Source organism: Pseudoxanthomonas sp. OG2, assembly GCF_014192765.1.
In the GTDB taxonomy this organism is placed as follows: Bacteria; Pseudomonadota; Gammaproteobacteria; order Xanthomonadales; family Xanthomonadaceae; genus Pseudoxanthomonas_A; species Pseudoxanthomonas_A beigongshangi.
This window is the reverse complement of sequence record NZ_JACHYM010000002.1, coordinates 119,081-139,417: the sequence shown is the minus strand read 5'-3', so window position 1 is coordinate 139,417 and position 20,337 is coordinate 119,081. Positions and strand designations below refer to the sequence as shown.

General features: G+C 68.1%; 19 protein-coding genes. 13 read left to right on the top strand and 6 right to left on the bottom strand.

Translation table 11 applies throughout. From position 1 onward, the window contains the following. The first annotated feature begins 3 nt into the window (after positions 1-3). From FHW78_RS13690 to FHW78_RS13680, 3 genes are all read left to right on the top strand, one after another. Positions 4-1,434 carry a deoxyribodipyrimidine photo-lyase gene (locus FHW78_RS13690; RefSeq protein ID WP_183641663.1) on the top strand — a complete coding sequence of 477 codons (1,431 nt, stop codon included), beginning with the start codon at positions 4-6 and terminating at the stop codon, positions 1,432-1,434. A 59-nt stretch (positions 1,435-1,493) separates the two neighbouring features. Beyond that, positions 1,494-2,972 (top strand): wax ester/triacylglycerol synthase family O-acyltransferase, encoded by a 1,479-nt coding sequence (locus tag FHW78_RS13685; protein ID WP_183641661.1) that lies wholly within the window; start codon positions 1,494-1,496, stop codon positions 2,970-2,972. A 125-nt stretch (positions 2,973-3,097) separates the two neighbouring features. Then, positions 3,098-3,775 (top strand): OmpA family protein, encoded by a 678-nt coding sequence (locus FHW78_RS13680; protein WP_183641658.1) that lies wholly within the window; start codon positions 3,098-3,100, stop codon positions 3,773-3,775. A gap of 96 nt (positions 3,776-3,871) precedes the next feature. Here the strand turns inward: FHW78_RS13680 and FHW78_RS13675 are convergent, their stop codons facing one another. Both FHW78_RS13675 and pip read right to left on the bottom strand, forming a co-directional pair. After that, the gene (locus tag FHW78_RS13675; protein WP_183641655.1) at positions 3,872-4,357 is read right to left on the bottom strand and encodes a hypothetical protein; all 486 of its coding nucleotides are present in this window, start codon (positions 4,355-4,357) and stop codon (positions 3,872-3,874) included. A 5-nt stretch (positions 4,358-4,362) separates the two neighbouring features. Next, a complete protein-coding gene (pip, locus tag FHW78_RS13670; protein ID WP_183641651.1) occupies positions 4,363-5,316 on the bottom strand; it encodes a prolyl aminopeptidase in 954 nt (317 codons plus the stop codon). A 160-nt stretch (positions 5,317-5,476) separates the two neighbouring features. Between pip and FHW78_RS13665 the strand changes: the two genes are divergently transcribed. Further along, entirely contained in the window at positions 5,477-7,849 is a 2,373-nt protein-coding gene (locus FHW78_RS13665; RefSeq protein ID WP_183641648.1) for a Tex family protein, read from the top strand. A 623-nt stretch (positions 7,850-8,472) separates the two neighbouring features. Here the strand turns inward: FHW78_RS13665 and FHW78_RS13660 are convergent. Genes FHW78_RS13660 through FHW78_RS13650 form a run of 3 tightly spaced genes read right to left on the bottom strand, consistent with a single transcriptional unit; the run spans position 8,473 to position 10,510 of the window. Continuing rightward, positions 8,473-9,411: an MBL fold metallo-hydrolase gene (locus tag FHW78_RS13660; RefSeq protein WP_183641646.1), complete on the bottom strand. Its 939-nt coding sequence runs from the start codon at positions 9,409-9,411 to the stop codon at positions 8,473-8,475. A 29-nt stretch (positions 9,412-9,440) separates the two neighbouring features. Next, the gene (locus tag FHW78_RS13655) at positions 9,441-9,848 is read right to left on the bottom strand and encodes a hypothetical protein (RefSeq protein ID WP_183641644.1); all 408 of its coding nucleotides are present in this window, start codon (positions 9,846-9,848) and stop codon (positions 9,441-9,443) included. Between the two features lie 26 nt (positions 9,849-9,874). Continuing rightward, a complete protein-coding gene (locus FHW78_RS13650) occupies positions 9,875-10,510 on the bottom strand; it encodes an NAD(P)H-binding protein (RefSeq protein ID WP_183641642.1) in 636 nt (211 codons plus the stop codon). Positions 10,511-10,614: 104 nt separating this feature from the next. On the opposite strand from FHW78_RS13650, the gene FHW78_RS13645 reads away from it, so the two are divergent. From FHW78_RS13645 to FHW78_RS13610, 8 genes are all read left to right on the top strand, one after another. After that, the gene (locus tag FHW78_RS13645) at positions 10,615-11,541 is read left to right on the top strand and encodes a LysR family transcriptional regulator (protein ID WP_183641640.1); all 927 of its coding nucleotides are present in this window, start codon (positions 10,615-10,617) and stop codon (positions 11,539-11,541) included. A 69-nt stretch (positions 11,542-11,610) separates the two neighbouring features. After that, positions 11,611-12,228: a transcriptional repressor LexA gene (gene lexA / locus FHW78_RS13640; protein ID WP_183641638.1), complete on the top strand. Its 618-nt coding sequence runs from the start codon at positions 11,611-11,613 to the stop codon at positions 12,226-12,228. Continuing rightward, a complete protein-coding gene (imuA, locus tag FHW78_RS13635; RefSeq protein ID WP_183644668.1) occupies positions 12,204-12,857 on the top strand; it encodes a translesion DNA synthesis-associated protein ImuA in 654 nt (217 codons plus the stop codon). Before lexA ends, imuA begins: the two co-directional genes overlap by 25 nt. Positions 12,858-12,864: 7 nt before the next feature. Then, the gene (locus tag FHW78_RS13630; protein ID WP_183641636.1) at positions 12,865-14,286 is read left to right on the top strand and encodes a DNA polymerase Y family protein; all 1,422 of its coding nucleotides are present in this window, start codon (positions 12,865-12,867) and stop codon (positions 14,284-14,286) included. Next, a complete protein-coding gene (locus tag FHW78_RS13625) occupies positions 14,283-17,519 on the top strand; it encodes an error-prone DNA polymerase (RefSeq protein WP_183641634.1) in 3,237 nt (1,078 codons plus the stop codon). Before FHW78_RS13630 ends, FHW78_RS13625 begins: the two co-directional genes overlap by 4 nt. Position 17,520: 1 nt before the next feature. Continuing rightward, a complete protein-coding gene (locus FHW78_RS13620) occupies positions 17,521-18,087 on the top strand; it encodes an alpha-ketoglutarate-dependent dioxygenase AlkB (protein ID WP_183641632.1) in 567 nt (188 codons plus the stop codon). Positions 18,088-18,158: 71 nt separating this feature from the next. Further along, on the top strand, positions 18,159-18,587 hold the full coding sequence (locus tag FHW78_RS20105) for a response regulator transcription factor (RefSeq protein ID WP_305076300.1): 429 nt from the start codon (positions 18,159-18,161) through the stop codon (positions 18,585-18,587). Between the two features lie 119 nt (positions 18,588-18,706). Next, positions 18,707-19,243 carry a DUF4199 domain-containing protein gene (locus tag FHW78_RS13610; RefSeq protein ID WP_183641627.1) on the top strand — a complete coding sequence of 179 codons (537 nt, stop codon included), beginning with the start codon at positions 18,707-18,709 and terminating at the stop codon, positions 19,241-19,243. A gap of 3 nt (positions 19,244-19,246) precedes the next feature. Here the strand turns inward: FHW78_RS13610 and FHW78_RS13605 are convergent, their stop codons facing one another. Then, positions 19,247-19,876: a TetR/AcrR family transcriptional regulator gene (locus tag FHW78_RS13605; protein WP_183641625.1), complete on the bottom strand. Its 630-nt coding sequence runs from the start codon at positions 19,874-19,876 to the stop codon at positions 19,247-19,249. 78 nt (positions 19,877-19,954) lie between these two features. On the opposite strand from FHW78_RS13605, the gene FHW78_RS13600 reads away from it, so the two are divergent. Beyond that, positions 19,955-20,329, top strand: a complete 375-nt coding sequence (locus FHW78_RS13600; RefSeq protein WP_183641623.1) for a cupin domain-containing protein — start codon at positions 19,955-19,957, stop codon at positions 20,327-20,329. Positions 20,330-20,337 lie beyond the last annotated feature (8 nt).

Sequence of the window (20,337 nt, the reverse complement as noted above, 5' to 3'; positions counted from 1 at the left end):
ACGATGCCGCTCGCCCTGGTCTGGTTCCGCAACGATCTGCGCCTGGACGACAACCCGGCGCTGCGGATGGCGCTGGAGGAGGGCTACACGCCGGTGCCGGTGTACATCCATGCACCGGACGAAGAGGGCGGTTGGCTCCCCGGCGCGGCGTCGGATGCGTGGCGGCATCGTTCGCTGCGCGCACTGGACACCGACCTGCGCACACGTGGCTCCGCGCTGCATCTGCGCACCGGTCCGTCCGACGCGGCGTTGCAGGCGCTGTTACGCGACAGCGGCGCGCGCGCGGTGTTCTGGAACCGCAAATACGAACCGGCGACCCAGCCGCGCGACGCCGCGCTGAAGAAGCGACTGCGCGGGCAGGGATTGCGGGTGGAAAGCGCCAACGGCAGCCTGCTGTTCGAGCCCTGGGATCTGGCGACCGGGCAGGGCACGCCGTACCGGGTGTTCACGCCGTTTTGGCGCAATGCGCGGGCGCGCTGGGAGGCGCTCGCTCCGCGCTGGCGGGATCGATGGCGCGCACCGGCGCGGTTGCCGGCGCACGACGTGGCGGCCGGTGTGCCGCTGGAAGCGCTGGGACTGGCCCCGGCCATCGGCTGGGATCGGGGATTCTGGGATCAGTGGCAGCCCGGCGAAGCCGGCGCGGCGGAAGCGCTGGAAGTGTTCATCGAGGGCGCCTTGCGCGGCTACCGCGAGGACCGCGATCGGCCGGACCGGGTGGGAACCTCGCGATTGTCGCCGCATCTGCACTTTGGCGAGATCGCGCCGTGGCGCATCGCCGCCGCGCTGGAGCAGGCGCGCACGGCGGCCAACGCCGCCGACGTCGAAGCCTATCTGCGCGAACTGGGCTGGCGAGAGTTCGCCTGGCACCTGCTGCATCACTTCCCGCACACCGCCGAACGCAATCTCAATCCGCGCTTCGATGGATTCGATTGGGCCACCCCCGGGGCCGGCGTTCTGGCGGCCTGGCAGCGCGGACGCACCGGCGTGCCCATCGTCGATGCCGGCATGCGCGAGTTGTGGGCCACCGGCTACATGCACAACCGGGTACGGATGATCGTCGCCAGCTTCCTGACCAAGCACCTGCGCCTGCACTGGTTGCATGGCGCGCGCTGGTTCTGGGACACGCTGGTCGATGCCGACCTGGCCAACAACACCCTGGGCTGGCAATGGACCGCCGGCACCGGTGCCGACGCGGCGCCGTATTTCCGCGTGTTCAATCCGGTCGCCCAGGCGCGCCGGTTCGACCCGCACGGGGATTACATCGCCCGCTGGGTGCCGGAACTGCGCGGACTGCCGCCACCGGCCCGCTTCGCACCGTGGGAATCGCCGGCGCTCGCCGCGCGGCTGGCACCGGACTATCCCGCCGCGCCGCTGGTGGACCTGGCCGAAGGCCGCGAAGCCGCGCTGGCCGCGTACCGGGCCAGCGGCGGCTAGCCGCGTTGACGCCTTTCGCCGCCGCGTGCTTCACTCGAACGCAGCGAAGGGAGGGCAGCATGGCGACCAAGAAAGGGCCGGGCAAGCCGCGCCGCGAGGCGATGTCGCGGGTGGATACCGCCTGGCTGCGGATGTGCCGGCCGACCAATCCGATGATGATCACCGGCGTGTTGATGTTCGACGAGCCGATGACGCTGGAGCGGCTCAAGCAGGTGATCCGCAAGCGCTTCCTCGCCTATCCGCGCTTCCTCCAGAAGGCGGTCGACACCGCCGCCGGCGCGGCCTGGGTGGAAGACACGAATTTCGACATCGACTGGCACGTGCGCCTGTCCGCGCTGCCCGGTCGCAGCGATCCGCAATCGGAAAAACGCGCGCTGGAACGCTTCGTCAGCCAAATGGCGTCCACGCCCCTGGACAAGACCAAACCGCTCTGGCAGTTCCACCTGGTCGAGCGTTATCGCGGCGGCTCCGCGCTGGTGGCGCGCATCCACCACAGCTATGCCGACGGCATCGCGCTGGTGCAGGTGCTGCTGTCGCTGACCGACACCACCCGCAAACCGGATCGCGGCAGCGAACTACGCGCCGCCTGGCTCAAGCAGGATGGCGTGGAAGTGGTGCGCCGGGTCGGCGCGATTGATCGCTACGTCAAGCTCGGCGGCAAGATGCTCGGCAAGGGCATGGAAATGTACCGGGATCCGACCCTGGCGACGATGCTGGCGAAGGAGGGCGGCGAAATCGGCCGCGAGCTGCTGGCGGCACTGGCGCTGTCCGACGATCCGCCCACGCTGCTGCGCGGGCCGTTGGGCGTGAGCAAGCGGGTAGCGTGGGCCGAGCCGCTGGATCTGGAAGAGGTCAAGGCGGTGGGGCGCGCCTGCGACTGCACCGTCAATGATGTGCTGATGGCCACCGCGGCCGGCGCGCTGCGCAGTTACCTGCTCGAACGCGGCGAGAACGTCGATGGCGTGACCCTGCGCGCGACCGTGCCGGTCAACCTGCGGCCGCTGGAACACGCGCGCAAGCTGGGCAACCATTTCGGCCTGGTGTTCCTGGATCTGCCGGTCGGCGAGGCCAATCCGATCCGCCGGGTGGAGCGGGTCGCCAATTGCATGAACAACTTGAAAAACTCTCGCCAAGCCATTGTTGCATTTGGACTTCTTGCGGCACTCGGAATGGCGCCGGCGGCTTTGCAGGGCGTCGCGCTGGAGCTCTTCAGCCGCAAGGCCACCGCGGTGGCCACCAACGTGCCCGGGCCGCAGCAACCGCTCTACATGGGCGGCAGCCGGGTGCGCGACATGATGTTCTGGGTGCCGCAGACCGGTTCCATCGGCATCGGCGTATCCATCCTCAGCTACAACGGCCGCGTGCACTTCGGCCTGATCGCCGACGCGAAGCTGGTCCCGGATCCCGACGCGGTGATCCGCCGTTTCGGGCCGGAGTTCGAGAAGCTGCTGTACCTGGCGCTGATGGGGAACTGGGATTACACCCTCGACGCCGGCGCGGCCGAGTCGATGCTGGAGCAAACCGCGCCAGCAAGCTGAACAGGAAGGTGCATGCTTTTCCGGATCTTCACGGCGCTTTAGCTATCAGACAGAACGGACTCGGTATTTTTCGCCGACGCTGAATGATTTGGCGGGATGCGTTCCCACACGACGAGGAGATGTCCATGAACAAGTACACCGTCAAGACCACGCTGATCGCGCTTGGCGCCGCGGTGGTGTTGAGTTCCTGCGCCAGCTATACCGGCCAGACCAACGATCCCAATGATCCCAACCGCACCCGCACCGGTGCGCTGATCGGTGCCGGCATCGGCGCGGCGGTCGGCCTGCTGAGCGGCAAGGATGCGACCGATCGTCGCCAGCGCGCGCTGATTGGCGCGGGCGTCGGTGGCCTGGCCGGTGGTTCCATCGGTGCCTACCAGGATCGCCAGGAAGCCGAACTGCGCCGCCAGACCGCGGGCACCGGCATCGACGTCAGCCGCGATGGCGACGTGATCAAGCTCAACCTGCCGGACGGCGTGACCTTCGATTTCGGCAAGGCGGACCTGAAGCCGCAGTTCTACCCGGCGCTCAACAACGTTGCCCGCACCCTGTCCGAGTACAACCAGACCATCGTGGAAGTGACCGGGCATACCGACAGCATCGGCAGCGATGCGGTCAACCAGCGGCTGTCCGAACAGCGCGCCGCGTCGGTCGGCAACTACCTGATCGGCCAGGGCGTGATGCGCGAGCGCTTCGAGATCGTCGGCATGGGCAAGCGCTATCCGATTGCCAGCAACGACACCGATTCCGGCCGCGCGCTCAACCGCCGCGTCGAGATCCGGGTGCTGCCGGTGCGTTCCTGAGCATCGCGGCATTCGCGGAATGAAAGAGGAAAGGGCCGCGCAAGCGGCCCTTTCTGTTTGCGTCTTCCGCCGCGATTGCACACGCCCGCGGGAAGATCAGAATCCGCGCCGCCGGCATTCGCCATCCAGTCGCCTGGCATCGACGTTGCGGCTGTAGTTCGCCGCCTCGCTGGCCGGCATGCCTTCGATCAGTGCCTGGTACATGCCGAGCCGCTTGATCCGCCGGCCAAGCGGGCCGTTGACCTTGTTCTCCTCGGCGACCATGCCCGCGTAGAGGATGGTGAACAGCTGATCCACCAACAAGGCGTCCTCGCCATAGGCGGCGGACAGGCCGGTGATCCAGGCCAGCACGGCGGGACTGGCCTGCGCGCTGGTGCGGTCGTATACGCGCACGAAATCCTCGTACAGGCGGTAGGCGCCGTGGCGCGCCGCCAACGCCTGCAATTCGCCGAAATACCAGGCATCGCGCGGGGCGAAGCGCGATGCGCCCGGTGGCGTCAGGTAGACGCACCAGTCGTCGAACTGGCCGCGATCGAATTCGATCAGCGTGCCATCGGAGAGGGTCTTGAAGTGTCGGCGCATGCCGCTCAGGCGAAGCGGTCGGCCAGCGCGTCGGTGGCCTGCACCAGCGCGTCGACGATGGCCGGATCCGCGGCGCTGTGGCCCGCCAGCACCACCCGCAGATCGGCTTCCGGCCACGCCTGCGCCAGATCGTGGGCGCTCTTCATCGGGCAGATGATGTCGTAGCGGCCGTGCACGATGGAGGCGGGGATGTGGCGGATGCGGTCGACGCCGCGCAGCAACTGGTCCGGTTCCAGGAACACGTTGTGGCGGAAATAGTGGGCCTCGGCGCGGGCGACGCTGACCGCCACCTTCGGATCCTCGAAGTTGCCGGCTTCGGCGGGATCGTGGAGCAGGGTGGTGCTGCCGCCCTCCCAGTCGCTCCACGCGCGCGCGGCCTCCAGCCGGACCGCGGGATCCGGGCCGTCCAGGCGCCGCCAGTAGGCTTCGACCATCTCGTCGCGCTCAGGCTCGGGGATGTAGGCCAGGTAGCGTTCCCAGCGTTCCGGGAAGATCCAGCGTGCGCCGCCGTCGAGTTCGTTGAACCAGCGCAGTTCGCCAGGCCGGCCAAGGAAGATGCCGCGCAGCACCAGGCCGAGCACGCGATCCGGATGCGCCTGCGCATAGGCCAGCGACAGCGTGGAGCCCCACGAACCGCCGAACACGACCCAGCGATCGATGCCGAAGTGCTCGCGGATCCGCTCGATGTCGGCGACCAGGTGCCAGGTGGTGTTGTCGCGCAGTTCCGCAGACGGGGTGGAACGGCCGGCGCCGCGCTGGTCGAACAGCACGATGCGATAGCGCGCCGGATCGAAGAAGCGCCGATGGTAGGCGGACAGGCCGGCGCCGGGACCGCCGTGCAGGAACAGCACCGGCAGGCCGTCCGGATTGCCGCATTCCTCGATGTACAGCGTATGCAGGTCGTCCACGGCCAGCCGCTGGGTGCGGTAGGGCTCGATCTCGGGGTACAGCTCGCGCACGTGCGGGATCCTTTTACGTTTGCGCGAAGGATAGCGCAGGCGCGTCTCCGGCCATGGGCATGAGCTGAATTTACTCGCCTGTCAACCCGTTTCGCGCGCGGTCCGGGGTTGCCACAATCGGCATCCCACCCGGACGCCCGGGTCTTTTTCGACGGAAGCAATGCAAGACAAGAATCCGAAGCTGGCCCTGCAGATCGCCCGGACCATCGCCACCGAGATCGGCGCCCAGACCTCGCAGGCACAGGCCGCCATCGCGCTGCTCGACGAAGGCGCCACCGTCCCCTTCATCGCGCGCTACCGCAAGGAAGTCACCGGCGGGCTGGACGACACCCAACTGCGCAATCTGGAAACGCGCCTGACCTACCTGCGCGAGCTGGAGGATCGCCGCGCCGCGGTGCTGGCGAGCATCGAGGAGCAGGGCAAGCTGACCGACGAACTGCGCGCCGACATCGAAGCCGCCGACAGCAAGGCGCGGCTGGAGGATCTGTACCTGCCGTACAAGCCCAAGCGCCGCACCCGCGCCCAGATCGCGCGCGAGGCCGGGCTGGAGCCGTTGGCCGACGGCCTGCTGGCCGATCCCTCGCAGGTGCCGGAAGCCGTCGCCGCCGCCTACGTGGATGCGGAGAAGGGCGTGGCCGACGTCAAGGCGGCGCTGGAAGGTGCCCGTGCGATCCTGATGGAGCGCTGGGGCGAGAACGCCGCACTGGTCGGCGAACTGCGCGACTGGATGCACGAGGTCGGGGTGATCCGCGCGCGCGTGGCCGATGGCAAGGAAAACGAGGGCGCCAAGTACCGCGACTATTTCGACCACGCCGAATCGCTGGCGAAGATTCCCTCGCACCGGCTGCTGGCGCTGTTCCGCGCGCGCCGCGAGGAAATCCTGCTGCTGGATCTGGATCCCGGCAACGAAGCCGAAGCGGGTCACCTGCTGGCCGAGGGGCGGGTGGCCAAGCATGCCGGCGTCGCCGCGCAGGGCCGTCCGGCCGACAAGTGGCTGCTGGATGCGTGCCGGCTGACCTGGCGCGCCAAGCTGCACATGCACTTGCTGCTGGATCTGTTCAACCAGGCACGCGAGAAGGCCGAGGCCGAAGCCATCGCGGTGTTCGGTGACAACCTGAAGGATCTGCTGCTGGCCGCGCCGGCCGGTCCCAAGGCCGTGCTGGGCCTGGACCCGGGCCTGCGCACCGGCGTGAAGGTGGCGGTGGTGGATCGCACCGGCAAGCTGGTCGATACCGCCACCATCTATCCGCATGAGCCCAAGCGCCAATGGGATCAGTCGCTGCACGTGCTGCGCGCGCTGTGCATCAAGCACCAGGTGGAACTGATCTCGATCGGTAACGGCACCGCCAGCCGCGAGACCGACAAGCTGGCCGGCGATCTGATCAAGCTGGCGCCGGAACTGAAGATGCAGAAGATCGTGGTCAGCGAGGCCGGCGCGTCGGTGTATTCGGCTTCCGAGTTCGCCGCCCGCGAATTCCCCGGCCTGGACGTGAGCCTGCGCGGCGCGGTGTCGATCGCCCGTCGCCTGCAGGATCCGCTGGCCGAACTGGTGAAGATCGAGCCCAAGGCAATCGGCGTGGGCCAGTACCAGCACGACGTCGATCAGTTCCGGCTGGCACGCGCGCTGGACGCCAAGGTCGAGGACTGCGTGAACGCGGTCGGCGTGGACGTGAACACCGCCTCGGCGGCGCTGCTGACCCGCGTATCGGGCCTGTCCTCCAGCGTGGCCGACAACATCGTGGTCTATCGCGACGCCAACGGCGCGTTCAAGTCGCGCAAGGAACTGCTGAAGGTGCCGCGCCTGGGCGAGAAGACCTTCGAGCAGTGCGCCGGCTTCCTGCGCATCGCCGACGGCGACCAGCCGCTCGACGCGTCCTCGGTGCATCCGGAAGCCTATCCGGTGGTCGAGCGCATCCTGGCCAAATGCGGCCGGGAGGTGAAGCAGATCATCGGAGACGCCGGCTTCCTGCGCGGCGTGCGCGCCGAGGAGTACACCGACGAGAAGTTCGGCGTGCCGACCGTGCGCGACATCCTCAAGGAACTGGAGAAGCCTGGCCGCGATCCGCGTCCCGAGTTCAAGGCCGCGCGCTTCGCCGACGGCGTGGAGGACATCAAGGACCTCAAGCCGGGCATGATCCTGGAAGGGGTGATCAGCAACGTGGCCGCGTTCGGCGCCTTCGTCGACATAGGCGTGCACCAGGACGGCCTGATCCATATCTCCGCGCTGGCCGATCGCTACGTCAAGGATCCTCGCGAAGTGGTCAAGGCCGGTGACATCGTCAAGGTACGGGTGCTGGAAGTGGACATCCCGCGCAAGCGCATCGCGTTGACCCGGCGCCTGGACGACACACCGCCGCCTGTGCGCGAGGAGCGTGGTGCGCAAGGTGCGCGTGGGAACAATGGAGGCGGAAGCGGTCCGCGCAACGGCCGCGATGGTGGCGGGCGCGGGCAGGGCGGTGCGTCGCGTCCGTCGGCGCCTCCCGCCGACAATGCGCTGGCCGCGGCTTTTGCGCGGGCGCGCGGGAAGGATTGATGCCTCGTGCTTGATGGAATTGCCGAAGGCGGGTGAAGGCAAACCGGCAGGGTGGCATCGCGCGAAGGGCGCCCCCATCCGGCGCTTCGCGCCACCTTCCCCCGCAAGCGTGGGAAGGGCATGTTGCGGATGTAACTGACGCTATCCGCTTGCGTCCGCAGCCAGATGGTCTTGCGATCCAGCATTGGATGATCCCTTCCCCCGCAAGCGTGGGAAGGGCATGTTGCGGATGTAACTGACGCTATCCGCTTGCATCCGCGGTCAGATGGTCTTCCGACCCGGCATTGGATGCTCCCTTCCCCCGCTTGCGGGGGAAGGTGCCGAAGGCGGATGGGGGCAAACCGGCAGGGTGGCATCGCGCGAAGAGCGCCCCATCCGGCGCTTCGCACCACCTTCCCTCGCAAGCGGGGGAAGGGCATGTTGCGGATATAACTGATGCTATCCACTTGCGTCCGCAGCCAGATGGTCTTGCGACCCAGTATTGGATGATCCCTTCCCCCGCTTGCGGGGGAAGGTGCCGAAGGCGGATGGGGGCAAGCCGACAGAGCGGCATCGTGCGAAAGGCGTCCTCATCCGACGCTTCGCGCCACCTGCTCCTGCAAGCGGGAGCAGGGCGGTGCCATTTAAGGCCAGCGCATCTCGCCCTTGCTGACCTTGGCGCTCAGTTCCAGCGAGGAAACGCCGCCCAGTTGCGGGTAGCGTGTCTTCATCGCCGCGATCAGCGCGGCGGAATCCTTCGCCTTGGCCGTTTCCTCGTCGTAGGCGCGGATGTAGTCGGCGGTGAAGCGCACCGCGTCCAGGCCCTGCGGCGCGTTTGGTTCGAAGTGGCCCGGGATCACTGTCTCCGGCTTCAGCGCGGCAATCCGATCCAGCATGGCCAGCCAGTCGGCATGCGATTGCGGCGTCTGGGTATCTGCCATCCACACATGTTCACCGGCGATCACCGGGATGCCGCCAACCACCGCGCGGATCGAGGGAATCCAGACGACGCTGCGATCCGGCGTGGGCCCGTCCAGACCGATGATTTGCAGTTCCCGGCCTTCCAGGTCCAGGCGATCGCCGGCCAGCGGCTCGGGCATGACGATCTGTTTCGGCGCGCCGGCGCCGAGAATCGGACCCCAGTGCGCCAGCTTGCCCGTGCTGGTTTCGCGGATGTGGGCGATGGTCTGTGGCGTGGCCAGGATCTTCGCGTCCGGGAAAGCGGCTTTCAATGTCTCCAGACCGAAGTAGAAATCCGGATCGCCATGGCTGATGTAGATCGTGGTCAGCCGCTTGCCGGATGCCTTGATCCGTTCGACCAGTTTCGCCGCGTCGGCGGTGGAGAACTGCGCGTCGATGAGCACGGCGTCTTCGCGGCCGGTGACCAGCACGGAGGACACCGCGAAGATGCCATCCGGGCCGGGGTTGTAGACCTCCAGCTTCAGCGGTTCGGCGACCGGTTCGGTCGCTTTGGGAGCTTCGACCACGGGCGTGTCGGCGCTCGATGGTGCCTGGCCACCGCAGGCGGCCAGCGACACGGTGAGCGCCAACGCGCCCGCGGATTTCAGGACAAGGGGTTTCATGGACATCGTCTCCTGCTCGATGGACGCGTTCAATGGACGCGGGTGAGGGTGGATTCGCCGCTGAAGAAACTGCCGTCGGGACGGGTGATGTGGGTGTACACCCGTTCCCGCGCGAAGTCTTCCAGGTGCACGACCGTGGTCCGGTCCGCTTCCTGCCAGCGCACCAGGTACAGGCCTTCGCGGATCCGCCGGTGATCGAAACGGATGGTTTCCACCTGGCCCCGCGAGGGTGGCTGCAGCTTGGTGAAGGTCATGCTGTGGTCGGAGGTGAAGTCGATGTCGAAGGCGTTGCCGCTGCCGAAATCGACGCGATAGATATGGCCGGTCGCGGGAAAAACATCTGTATCGGCCAAGCTGCTTCCGGCATGCGCCGGCAGGTTCTGGCAACCGCTCAGGGCGCCTGACAGCGCCAGCGCGAACAGGAAGATGCTTCGCATGGGAATGCTCCGGTTAGTCGGCGGAATCAGTAGGCCGCGGTGATGATCTGGCGCGGGTGGCGCGCCTGTTCGAGTTCGGCGACGAAAGCCTCGGCATAGTCGGCGTAGCTGATGGCGCTCTTGCCGTCGGCATCGGCCAGCAGCGCGCCGACCTGGGTGCGGAATTGCCCGCGCGCCTCGCCCGGGCCGATTTCCGCGGCCGGCGAGAAGAACGTCCAGGCCAGATCGTCGGCGGCCTGGTAACGCTTGAGCGCATCACGGTGGGCCAGTGCGACCGGCTTGTAGGCGGCGGGGAAATCCGGCACGTCGACCAACTGCACGCCGGGCGCCACTTCCAGGCTGCCGGCACCGCCGACCACCACCACGCGCGGGATGCCGGCCTCGCGGGCGGCGGCGATCAGGGCATCGCTGACGTCGGCGAGGCTGGATTCGGCGCCGGGTTGCGGACCGTAGGCGCTGGCCAGCACGTCATGGCCACGCACGGCGGCGACCAGGGCGTCGGCATCGTCCAGCGGGGCGATGACGATGCGGGCGCCGTCCAGTTCCGGCGGCAGATCGGTGTCGCGGCGGACGATGGCGGTGACGTCATGGCCGCGGGCGATGGCCTGGGCCGCGATCTGGCGGCCGATTTTGCCGGTGGCGGCGGCGAGGGCGATTTTCATGGTGGACTCCGGATGAGGTGGGAAAGTGGAGTCACTGTAGTGGGCTGAAAGCGGACGAAAAACCGCGTATAAGGCACTTGTTTGTTGCATGAATCGAGCAAGTCATGGACCGGATGACCGCAATGGGGGTATTCGTCGAGGTCGCCGAGCGCGGCAGCCTGACCGCCGCCGCCGAGGCGCTGGACATGTCGCGGGCGATGGTCACCCGCTATCTGGCCGAACTGGAGGACTGGCTGGGCGTGCGCCTGTTCCATCGCACCACCCGCCGGATCAGCCTGACCACGCCGGGCGAGCAGGCGCTGGAGCGCTGCCGCAAGCTGCTGGAACTGGGGGCCGACCTGCAGGCGGCGGTCGCCAGCGACACCGACGCGCCGTTGCATGGGCAACTGCGGCTGACCTGCAGCACTTCGTTCGGACAGAGCCAATTGGCCGCGGCGGTGGTCGACTACGTCGGCCGGCATCCGGGCGTGCGCATCGACATGCTGCTGCTGGATCGCACGGTCAACCTGATCGAGGAGCGGGTGGATCTGGCCATTCGCATCAGCCACGAACTGGATCCGAACCTGATTGCCCGCCGGTTGACCACCTGCCGTTCGCTGCTGTGCGCCTCGCCGGATTACCTGGCCCGGCGTGGCGCGCCGGTGCGCGCGGAGGATCTGGCCGCGCACGACTGCCTGACCCATCACTTCGTCGGCAAGAGCCTCTGGCACCTGCGCCGCGATGGCCGCGAGGTGGCGGTCGCGGTCGGCGGCGGCATCAGCGCCAACGAGGCCAGCGTGCTGCTGCAGGCGGTGCGCAACGGCGGCGGCATCGCCATGCTGCCGACCTACCAGGCGGCCGGCTACCTGGCGCGCGGCGAACTGGTCGCGGTGCTGCCGGACTACGACATTCCGCCGATGGGCATCTTCGGTGTCTACGCCACCCGCCGGCTGATGCCGCCGCTGGTGCGCTCGTTCCTGGACTTCCTGGCCGGGCGCTTCGGCGAGGAACCGGAGTGGGATCGGGATCTGTTCCCGGCGGGGCCCGGCTGAGGGAAGGCGGCGGGTCCAATTCAGGTTTTCACCATTGGCTTTCACCTGATTAGGTGAAAAGATTCTCGTGTGAGCCTGACCCTGACCCATCGCCAAGCCGCCGTCCTGGAAGCCGTGCGCCAGCACCTGGCCGAGACCGGCAGCGCGCCGACCCTGCAGGAAATCGGCGCCGCGGTCGGCATCGGCCATGTCAGCGCGGTGTTCAAGCACCTCGATGCGCTGGAGAAGAAGGGCTACCTGAGCCGCGATCCCAGCCGGCCGCGCGGCATCCGCCTGATCGAACCGCGACCGGATCGCGACGACGTGATCAGCCTGCCGCTGGTGGGGCGGGTCGCGGCCGGACAACCGATCCTCAACGATGGCGAGACCGAGGCATTCCTGCACGTGGACGCGGCGCTGTTCCGCATGCGTCCGGATTACCTGTTGCGCGTGCAGGGCGACTCGATGCGCGACGACGGCATCCTCGATGGCGATCTGGTCGGCGTGCGCATCACGCCCGACGCGCATCACGGACAGACGGTGGTGGCCCGGCTCGGCGACGCCGGCATCACCATCAAGCGGCTGCACCACACCGCCACCGAACTGCGGCTGCTGCCGCGCAGCGCCGGCCATGCACCGATCGATCCGGATCCCGACGAGGATTTCGCCATCGAGGGGCTGTACTGCGGTTTGATCCGGCGCGACTGATGGGCAGCGTCGTCGCCCTGGAATCCCTGCTGGCCGCGCAGACACTGTGGCACGCGGGACGCAGCGCCGTCGCTCCGGCCGACAGCGAGAGCACCGGCCATGCCGCGCTGGATCGCCTGCTGCCGCAGGGCGGCTGGCCGCGCGGCGCGCTCACCGAACTGCTGCTGCCGGCCGATGGCGTGGGCGAGATCGAACTGCTGATGCCCACGCTGGCGCGGCTGACCCGCGCGGGGAACGAGGTGGTGCTGATCGCGCCGCCGTATCTGGCCTACGCGCCGGCCTGGCAGGCGGGCGGCGTGGAACTGGCGCACCTGCATCTGGTCGAGGCCGCGCCGCGCGATGCCTTGTGGGCCTTCGAGCAGTGCCTGCGCAGCGGTGCCTGCGCCGCGGTGCTCGGCTGGCCGGCGACCGCCGATGGACGCGCCTTGCGGCGCTTGCAGGTGGCGGCCGACAGTGGCGATTGCCTGGGTTTCGCGCTACGGGATCGCCGGCATGCGCTCAACGCCTCGCCGGCATCGCTGCGGCTGGAATACGCGCGCGAAAGAGGCGGCGCGGCCGGCGCTTGGCACGTGCGCAAATGCCGCGGCGGGCATCCACCCGCGCAGGCGTTCGCCTGGACCGGTTCGTGAGTCGCGCATGCTCTGGGCCTGCATCTTGCTGCCGCAGCTGGCGCTGGACGCCGTCCTTCGCCGTTGCCCCGATCCCGACGCGCCATTGGCGCTGGTGACCGGACCGGCGCAACTGCGCACGCTGCATGCCGTCAACGCCGCGGCCGCGCAGGCGGGCCTGCGGGCGGGCATGCGGCTGACCGCCGCGTACGCGCTGCTGCCGGATCTGGCGCTGGCCGAGTACGAACCGCAGGCCGAAGCGCGCTGGCACCGCTTCTTGGCCGCATGGGCCTATCGCCACAGCTCGCTGGTGAGCGCGCAATGGCCTGGCTGCCTGGTGCTGGAAGTGCGCGCCAGTTTCCGCCTGCTGGGCCCGTGGCCACGGTTCGAGGCACGCCTGCGCGAGGAACTGCACGCGCTCGGCTTCAGCCATCGCATCGCGCTGGCGCCGACGCCGCGCGCGGCGCGCGTGTTCGCCGGCCTGCGCGACGGCCTGGCGATGATGCAGGCGCCGGGCATGAACGAGGTGCTGGATCGCGTGCCGATCCGGCGCGCGGTGCTGCCCGACGATGCCGGCGAGCGCCTGCACCGCATGGGTATCCGCGATCTACGCACCCTGCGCGGCCTGCCGCGCGACAGCCTGCGCCGGCGCTTCGGCCTGGAAGTGCTGGAACATCTGGATCGCCTGTATGGCGAGGCCGACGATCCGCTGGTCCATTACGCGCCGCCGGATTATTTCGACGCGCGGGTGGAACTGGGCTACGAAGTGGAAAGCCACACCGCGCTGCTGTTCCCGCTGCGTCGCCTGATCGGCGATCTGTGCACTTACCTGTCGATCCGCGACGGCGGCGTGCAGCGGTTCCTGCTGCGGCTGGAGCACGAGCAAGGCCATACCGACGTGGAGGTGGGGCTGCTGTCAGCCGAACGCGAGCCGGCGATGCTGTTCGAACTGACCCGCAACCGGCTCGAACGGGTGTCGATTCCCGCGCCGGTGGTGGCGGTGCGCCTGCTGGCGCGCGAGTTGCCGCCGTTCGTGCCGACCGTCCGGGACCTGTTCGACCTGCGCGCGCAGCAGACGCTGCCCTGGCCGCAATTGCGCGAACGCCTGCGCGCGCGGCTGGGCGACGACGCGGTCCACCAGGTGACGCCCACCGGCGATCCGCGTCCGGAGCGGGCGTGGCGGCGACTGCGTGGCGGCGATCATGTGGACATCACGCCGGCGCCCGCGCGTCCGCCGCGCCCGGCCTGGCTGTTGCCGCAGCCGATACCGCTGCGGGATCCGCGTCCGCGCATCCTGTCCGGACCGGAGCGGCTGGAAAGTGGCTGGTGGGATGGTGAAGACGCCCGGCGCGACTACTACGTGCTGGAAACCTCGCAGGGCCAACGCGCCTGGGCGTTCGCGCCGCCGGGCGAGCGGGAACACTGGATGCTGCACGGGTGGTTCGCATGAGCCGCGAACAGGAACGCGATACCGACTCGCCCGGCGGCCGCCCGCCGCGCGCCTGGGAAGTCGCGCAGCGGCTGGGACTGGCGGCAGCCAACGACGACACCGTCGTCGCCGACGATCTGCCGGCCTATGCCGAACTGCATTGCCTGTCGGATTTCTCCTTCCTGCGCGGCGCGGCCAGCGCGGAGGAATTGTTCGCACGGGCCAAGCTTTGCGGCTACGAGGCGCTGGCGATCACCGACGAATGCTCGCTGGCGGGCATCGTGCGGGCGTTGGAAGCCTCGGAGGCCACCGATTTGAAACTGGTGGTGGGCAGCGAGTTCCGGTTGCTCGACGGCCTGCGGCTGGTGCTGCTGGTGGAAAACCATCGCGGCTACACGCAACTGTGCCGGCTGATCACCGTGGGCCGGCGCGCCACCACCAAGGGACGCTACCGGCTCACCCGTCAGGACGTGGAAAGCGTGCTGTGCGAAGACGAGTGCGGACTGTTCGCGCTGTGGCTGCCGGCGCGCGCGCCGGAACCGGAACAGGGAAGGTGGCTGCAACGGGTATTCGGCGAACGCGCGTTCCTGGCGGTGGAACTGCACCGCGACGAGGACGACGATGCCCGCCTGCAACAGCTGCTGGCATTGGCGGTGGAGCAGGGCATGACGCCGGTGGCCGCCGGCGACGTGCACATGGACGTGCGCCGCCGGCGCGTCCTGCAGGACACCATGACCGCGATCCGCCAGGGTCTGCCACTGGCCGAATGCGGAGAGCATCTGTTCCGCAACGGCGAACGCCATCTGCGCACGCGGCGCGCACTGGGCAACATCTATCCGGCGGCCTTGCTGGAGGCGGCGGTTCAACTGGCGCGGCGCTGCATCTTCCATCTGGACCAACTGGAATACCGCTATCCCGTTGAACTGGTGCCGGAAGGCCACACGCCGACCACCTGGCTGCGTGAACTGACCGAGCGTGGCATGCGCGAACGCTGGCCGGAGGGTACGCCCGACAAGGTCAGACGGCAGATCGACGGCGAACTGGCGCTCATCGAAAAGAAGAAATACGAAGCGTTCTTCCTGACCGTCGAGGACATTGTCCGTTTCGCCAAATCGCAGGACATCCTCTGCCAGGGACGCGGCTCCTCGGCCAATTCGGCGGTCTGTTTCGCGCTGGGCATCACCGTGGTCAATCCCGACGAGACCCGCCTGCTGATGGCGCGATTCCTGTCGGAGAACCGCGACGAGCCGCCGGACATCGACGTGGACTTCGAGCATGCGCGGCGCGAGGAGGTGCTCCAGTACGTCTACAACAAGTATGGCCGCGAGCGCGCGGCCATCGCCGCCACGGTGATCCGCTATCGCGGCAAGAGCGCGGTGCGCGATGTCGCCAAGGTGTTCGGCCTGCCGCCGGATCAGATTGCATTGCTGGCCGACTGCTACGGCTGGGGAAACGGCGAAACGCCGATGGAGCAGCGCCTGCGCGAGGCCGGTTTCGACCCGGACAATCCGCTGATCGCGCGGGTGCTGGCGGTGACCGCGATGCTGCGCGGGCATCCGCGCCATCTTTCCCAGCACGTCGGCGGATTCGTGATCAGCGACGCGCCGCTGTCCACGGTGGTGCCGGTGGAGAACGCGTCCATGGACGACCGCACCATCATCCAGTGGGACAAGGACGATCTGGAAACCATGAAGCTGCTCAAGGTCGACTGCCTGGCGCTGGGCATGCTGACCTGCATCCAGAAGGCGGTGAAGCTGATCGAGGAACATCGTGGTTGCGTCATTGACTTGGCCCGGATACCTGGCGATGACGCCGGAACCTACGACCTCATCCAGGCCGCCGACACGGTTGGCGTTTTCCAGATCGAATCGCGCGCGCAGATGAGCATGCTGCCGCGGTTGAAGCCGAAGTGGTTCTACGATCTGGTGATCGAAGTCGCCATCGTTCGCCCGGGTCCGATTCAGGGTGGCATGGTGCATCCCTACCTGCGGCGACGGCAGGGTAAAGACCCGGTGGTCTATCCCTCCGAAGGCATCAAGGAAATTCTCAAAGATACCTTGGGCATTCCGTTGTTCCAGGAACAGGTGATGGAACTGGTGATCCACGCCGGCTACACGGAAGCCGAAGCCGACGGGCTGCGCCGCTCGATGGCGGCCTGGGGGCGCGGCGGCGACATGGAGCCGCATCGGGCACGCATCCGCGAGCTGATGGAGGGCAAGAACTACTCCTCCGAATTCATCGACCAGATCTTCGAACAGATCAAGGGCTTCGGCTCCTATGGCTTCCCGCAGAGCCACGCGGCCTCGTTCGCCAAGTTGGTCTACATCAGCAGCTGGCTGAAGCGGCACGAGCCGGCCGCCTTCACCTGCGCGCTGCTCAACGCGCAACCGATGGGCTTCTATTCGCCCAGCCAGATCGTGCAGGACGCGCGGCGCGGGCGGGGCGGGCGCCTGCCGGTCGAGGTGCGGCCGGTCGACGTGCTGCACAGCGACTGGGACTGCACGCTGGAAGGCGGGCGTTTCCGCATGGGCGACGAGGATGACGCCGGCCAGCCGGCGATCCGGCTGGGCATGCGCCAGATCAGCGGATTGTCGGAGGCGATGGCGAATGCGATCGTCGCCGCCCGCACGCGCCAGCCGTTCCGCGACGTGCGCGATCTGTGCCTGCGCGCGCGGCTGGATGAAAAGGCCCGGCATGCGCTGGCCGAAGCCGGCGCGCTGGAAGCGCTGGCCGGAAACCGCCACGCCGCGCGCTGGGCGGTGGCCGGCATCGAGCGCCAGCGGCCGCTGCTGCCCGGCAGCCCGGACGAGGGCGCCATCGCGCTGCCGGCGCCGCGCACCGGCGAGGACGTGCTGTCGGATTACCGCGCGCTGGGACTGACCCTGCGCACGCATCCGCTGGCGCTGCTGCGTCCACGGTTGCAGGGCGAGCGGGTACTGGATTCGCGCCAGTTGCAGGACATGCCGCACGGGCGTGGTGTGCATGCCGCCGGCATCGTCACCCAGCGGCAGCGGCCGGGCACCGCCAGCGGGGTCATCTTCGTGACCCTGGAAGACGAGCACGGCGTGGTCAACGTGGTGGTCTGGCCGCACCTGGCTGCGCGCCAGCGCAAGGCCCTGCTGGGCGCGCGCCTGCTGTCGGTGCGCGGACGCTGGGAGCACGTGGACGGCGTGCAGCACCTCATCGCCGCCCAGTTGCGCGACATGAGCGACTGGCTGGGCGACCTGGTCACCCCCTCGCGGGACTTCCACTGAGATGGATCTGTTCGCCACGCCCATGCAGCAATTGGCCGACGATGCCCAGGGCGGCATCCGCTACTGGCCGGATTTCATCGACGAGGCACGGGCGTGGCGGTGGTTCCAGGCCCTGCAGGCGGGCGCCAACTGGACCCACCTGCAACGGCCCATGTACGAGAAGGTGGTGGACGTACCACGCCTGCTCGCCAGCTATGATCTCGACGCCTTGCCCGAGGACCTGCCGCTGGCCGAGATGCTGGCGCGGGTGCAGGCCGTGGTGCCCGCGCCCTACAGCCGGGTGGGCATGAACCTCTACCGCGACGGTCACGACAGCGTCGCCATGCACAGCGACAAGCTGCACATCCTGCGCGAAGGCCATCCGATCACCCTGGTCTCGCTGGGCGCGCCGCGCCGCATGCTGATCAAGCGCAAGGGCGAGGGGCACAAGGCCATCGCCATCGATCTGTTGCCGGGTAGCCTGCTCAGCATGAGCCACGCCTCCCAGCTCACCCACGAACACGGCATTCCCAAGACCCGCCGCCCGCAGGCGCCGCGCATCAGCGCGGTGTTCCGGGTCCGGCCCTAGTCCCTGTGGCGCCTTTCACCAGGGCCGGCATTGCCGGACAATCCGCCGGCATGAGCCGCCGACACGCCCGGATGCCATCCCGAAACTGGAAGCGGACCGCCGTGTACGGCGTGGCGCTGGCGCTGGCGGCGATCGGCCTGCAATGGCTGGATTACCAGCGGCTGGCACGCACCCATTGGGACGACTTCTACATTGGCCTGATCGCGCTGGCCTTCCTCGTGCTGGGGGTGTTCGTCGGCGCCCGCCTGTTCGCTGGCCGCCATCGCCCACCGGCCTTCGACGGCAACCCGCGGGCGCAGGACAGCCTGGGCATCAGCGATCGCGAACGGGCGGTGCTGCTGGAACTTGCGGCGGGACGCTCCAACAAGGAAATCGCCCGCGAGCTGCACATCGCGCCCAGCACGGTGAAGACCCACGTGGCCCGGCTGTACGAAAAGCTGGGTGCGCGCCGGCGTACCGAGGCGGTGCGGCGCGCGCGCGAACTGGGGCTGGTTCCCTGAATAGGTGGATCGCATGCCATCCTTGGGCGGAAACGGGCCGAATCACCCGTTTGGCCGATTGCCGCACGCCGGGCCGGGCCGCCCAATGACGCCGCCATTCCCGACCCGAGAGGTGTCCCATGCTGCGCAGAATCCTGTCCTATGGCCTGCTCGCCGGCCTGATTGCCGGCGGCGTCCTGTCCCTCATCGTGCTGACCGTGCAGGACGCCATTCCGTCCGGCTACAGCATGGCGATCGGCTACCTGACCATGCTGGTGGCGCTGAGCCTGGTGTTCCTGGCCATCAAGCGCCACCGGGATCGCGAACTGGGTGGGGTGATCCGGTTCTGGCCGGCATTCGGCCTGGGCCTGGGCGTGAGCTTCATCGCCAGCCTGATCTACATGCTGTCCTGGGAGGCGGCGCTGGCGATCAGCGGCCTGGACTTCGCCGACACCTATGCCAGGGCGATGATCGAGGCGCAGAAGGCCAAGGGCGCCAGTCCCGAAGCACTGGCCAGACTGGCCGCCGACATGGAGACGTTCAAGGCGCAGTACGCCAATCCGCTGTTCCGGCTGCCGATGACGTTCATTGAAATTTTCCCCGTCGGCGTGCTGGTCTCGCTGATTTCGGCCGCCATCCTGCGCAACCCGCGCGTCCTGCCGGCGCGGCTGGGATGAGGCTCAGGCCTTGCGCAGGTAGCGCACCAGCAGTGCGGTGACCTCGTCGATGTAGGCGTCCGCGCGATCGCCGGACACCATTTCCGGCCGCAGCACCACCGCCGCGTGGGTCAGTGCTTCCACCGTGGACACGGCGATGAAGGTCGCCGTGTCCAGATCCTGCACCCGCAGCTCCTCGCGGTGGCTTTCCAGGTACAGGCGGATGAGCGCGTAGACCTCACGATCGATGGCCTCGATGTTCTCCAGCAGTCCCACCCGCGGGGTCTGTTCGACCAGCACCCGGTGCAGGCGGGGATTGATGCGATGCGCGTCGATCATCACCCGCACCAGTTCGCGGGTGGCCAGATCCAATGGCTCCTGCGCCACCCGGGCCAATGCGTCGCGGATGCGCTGCATCATCTCCTGCATGTGCTGGCCGATCACGCCTGCGACCAGCGCTTCCTTGCTCGGGTAGTACTGGTACAGCGAACCGATGCTCACGCCGGCCGCCTGGGCGATGCGATTGGTGCTGGCGCGGTCGTAGCCTTCCTTGACCAGAATGCGAGCGGTGGCTTCCAGCAGCGCGTCCACGGTGGCGCGGGAACGTTCCTGGCTGGCGGTTTTGCGTGGTTTCGTGGCGGGTTTGCGGGCCATGGCGGTCGACGGAAAAGCGAGTAGACAAGGCGAGCGATGACTCACATTCTATGCATGCTTTCATCAGGCGCACAAACCATGCTGACGTTTGATCCACAGGAACGCGTGGTCGGTTTCGACGATACCCGCCGCGCGTCCGATATCCCGCTGGCCAGGCTGAGCGAGGCGACATCCGAATGGATGGTGGCGTTGATCGATATCGTTGATGAGCCGTCGGTGGACGCGCGCTTCTGGGAACGCCATCCCGGGGGCGACAAGATCCTCTACGTGCTGGAAGGCGGAATCGCGGTGACGCTGGCCCCGGAAGGCGGGGAAGAAACCACGGCCAGGGTGATCGCGCCCGACGCCTGCGTCATACCGAAAGACAACTGGCACCGCCTGCAGGTGCTGTCGCCGGGCCGGATGCTGTGCGTGACGCCGCGGGTGGGGACAGAGGATCGCAGGTACGAGTGAGGCGTCCT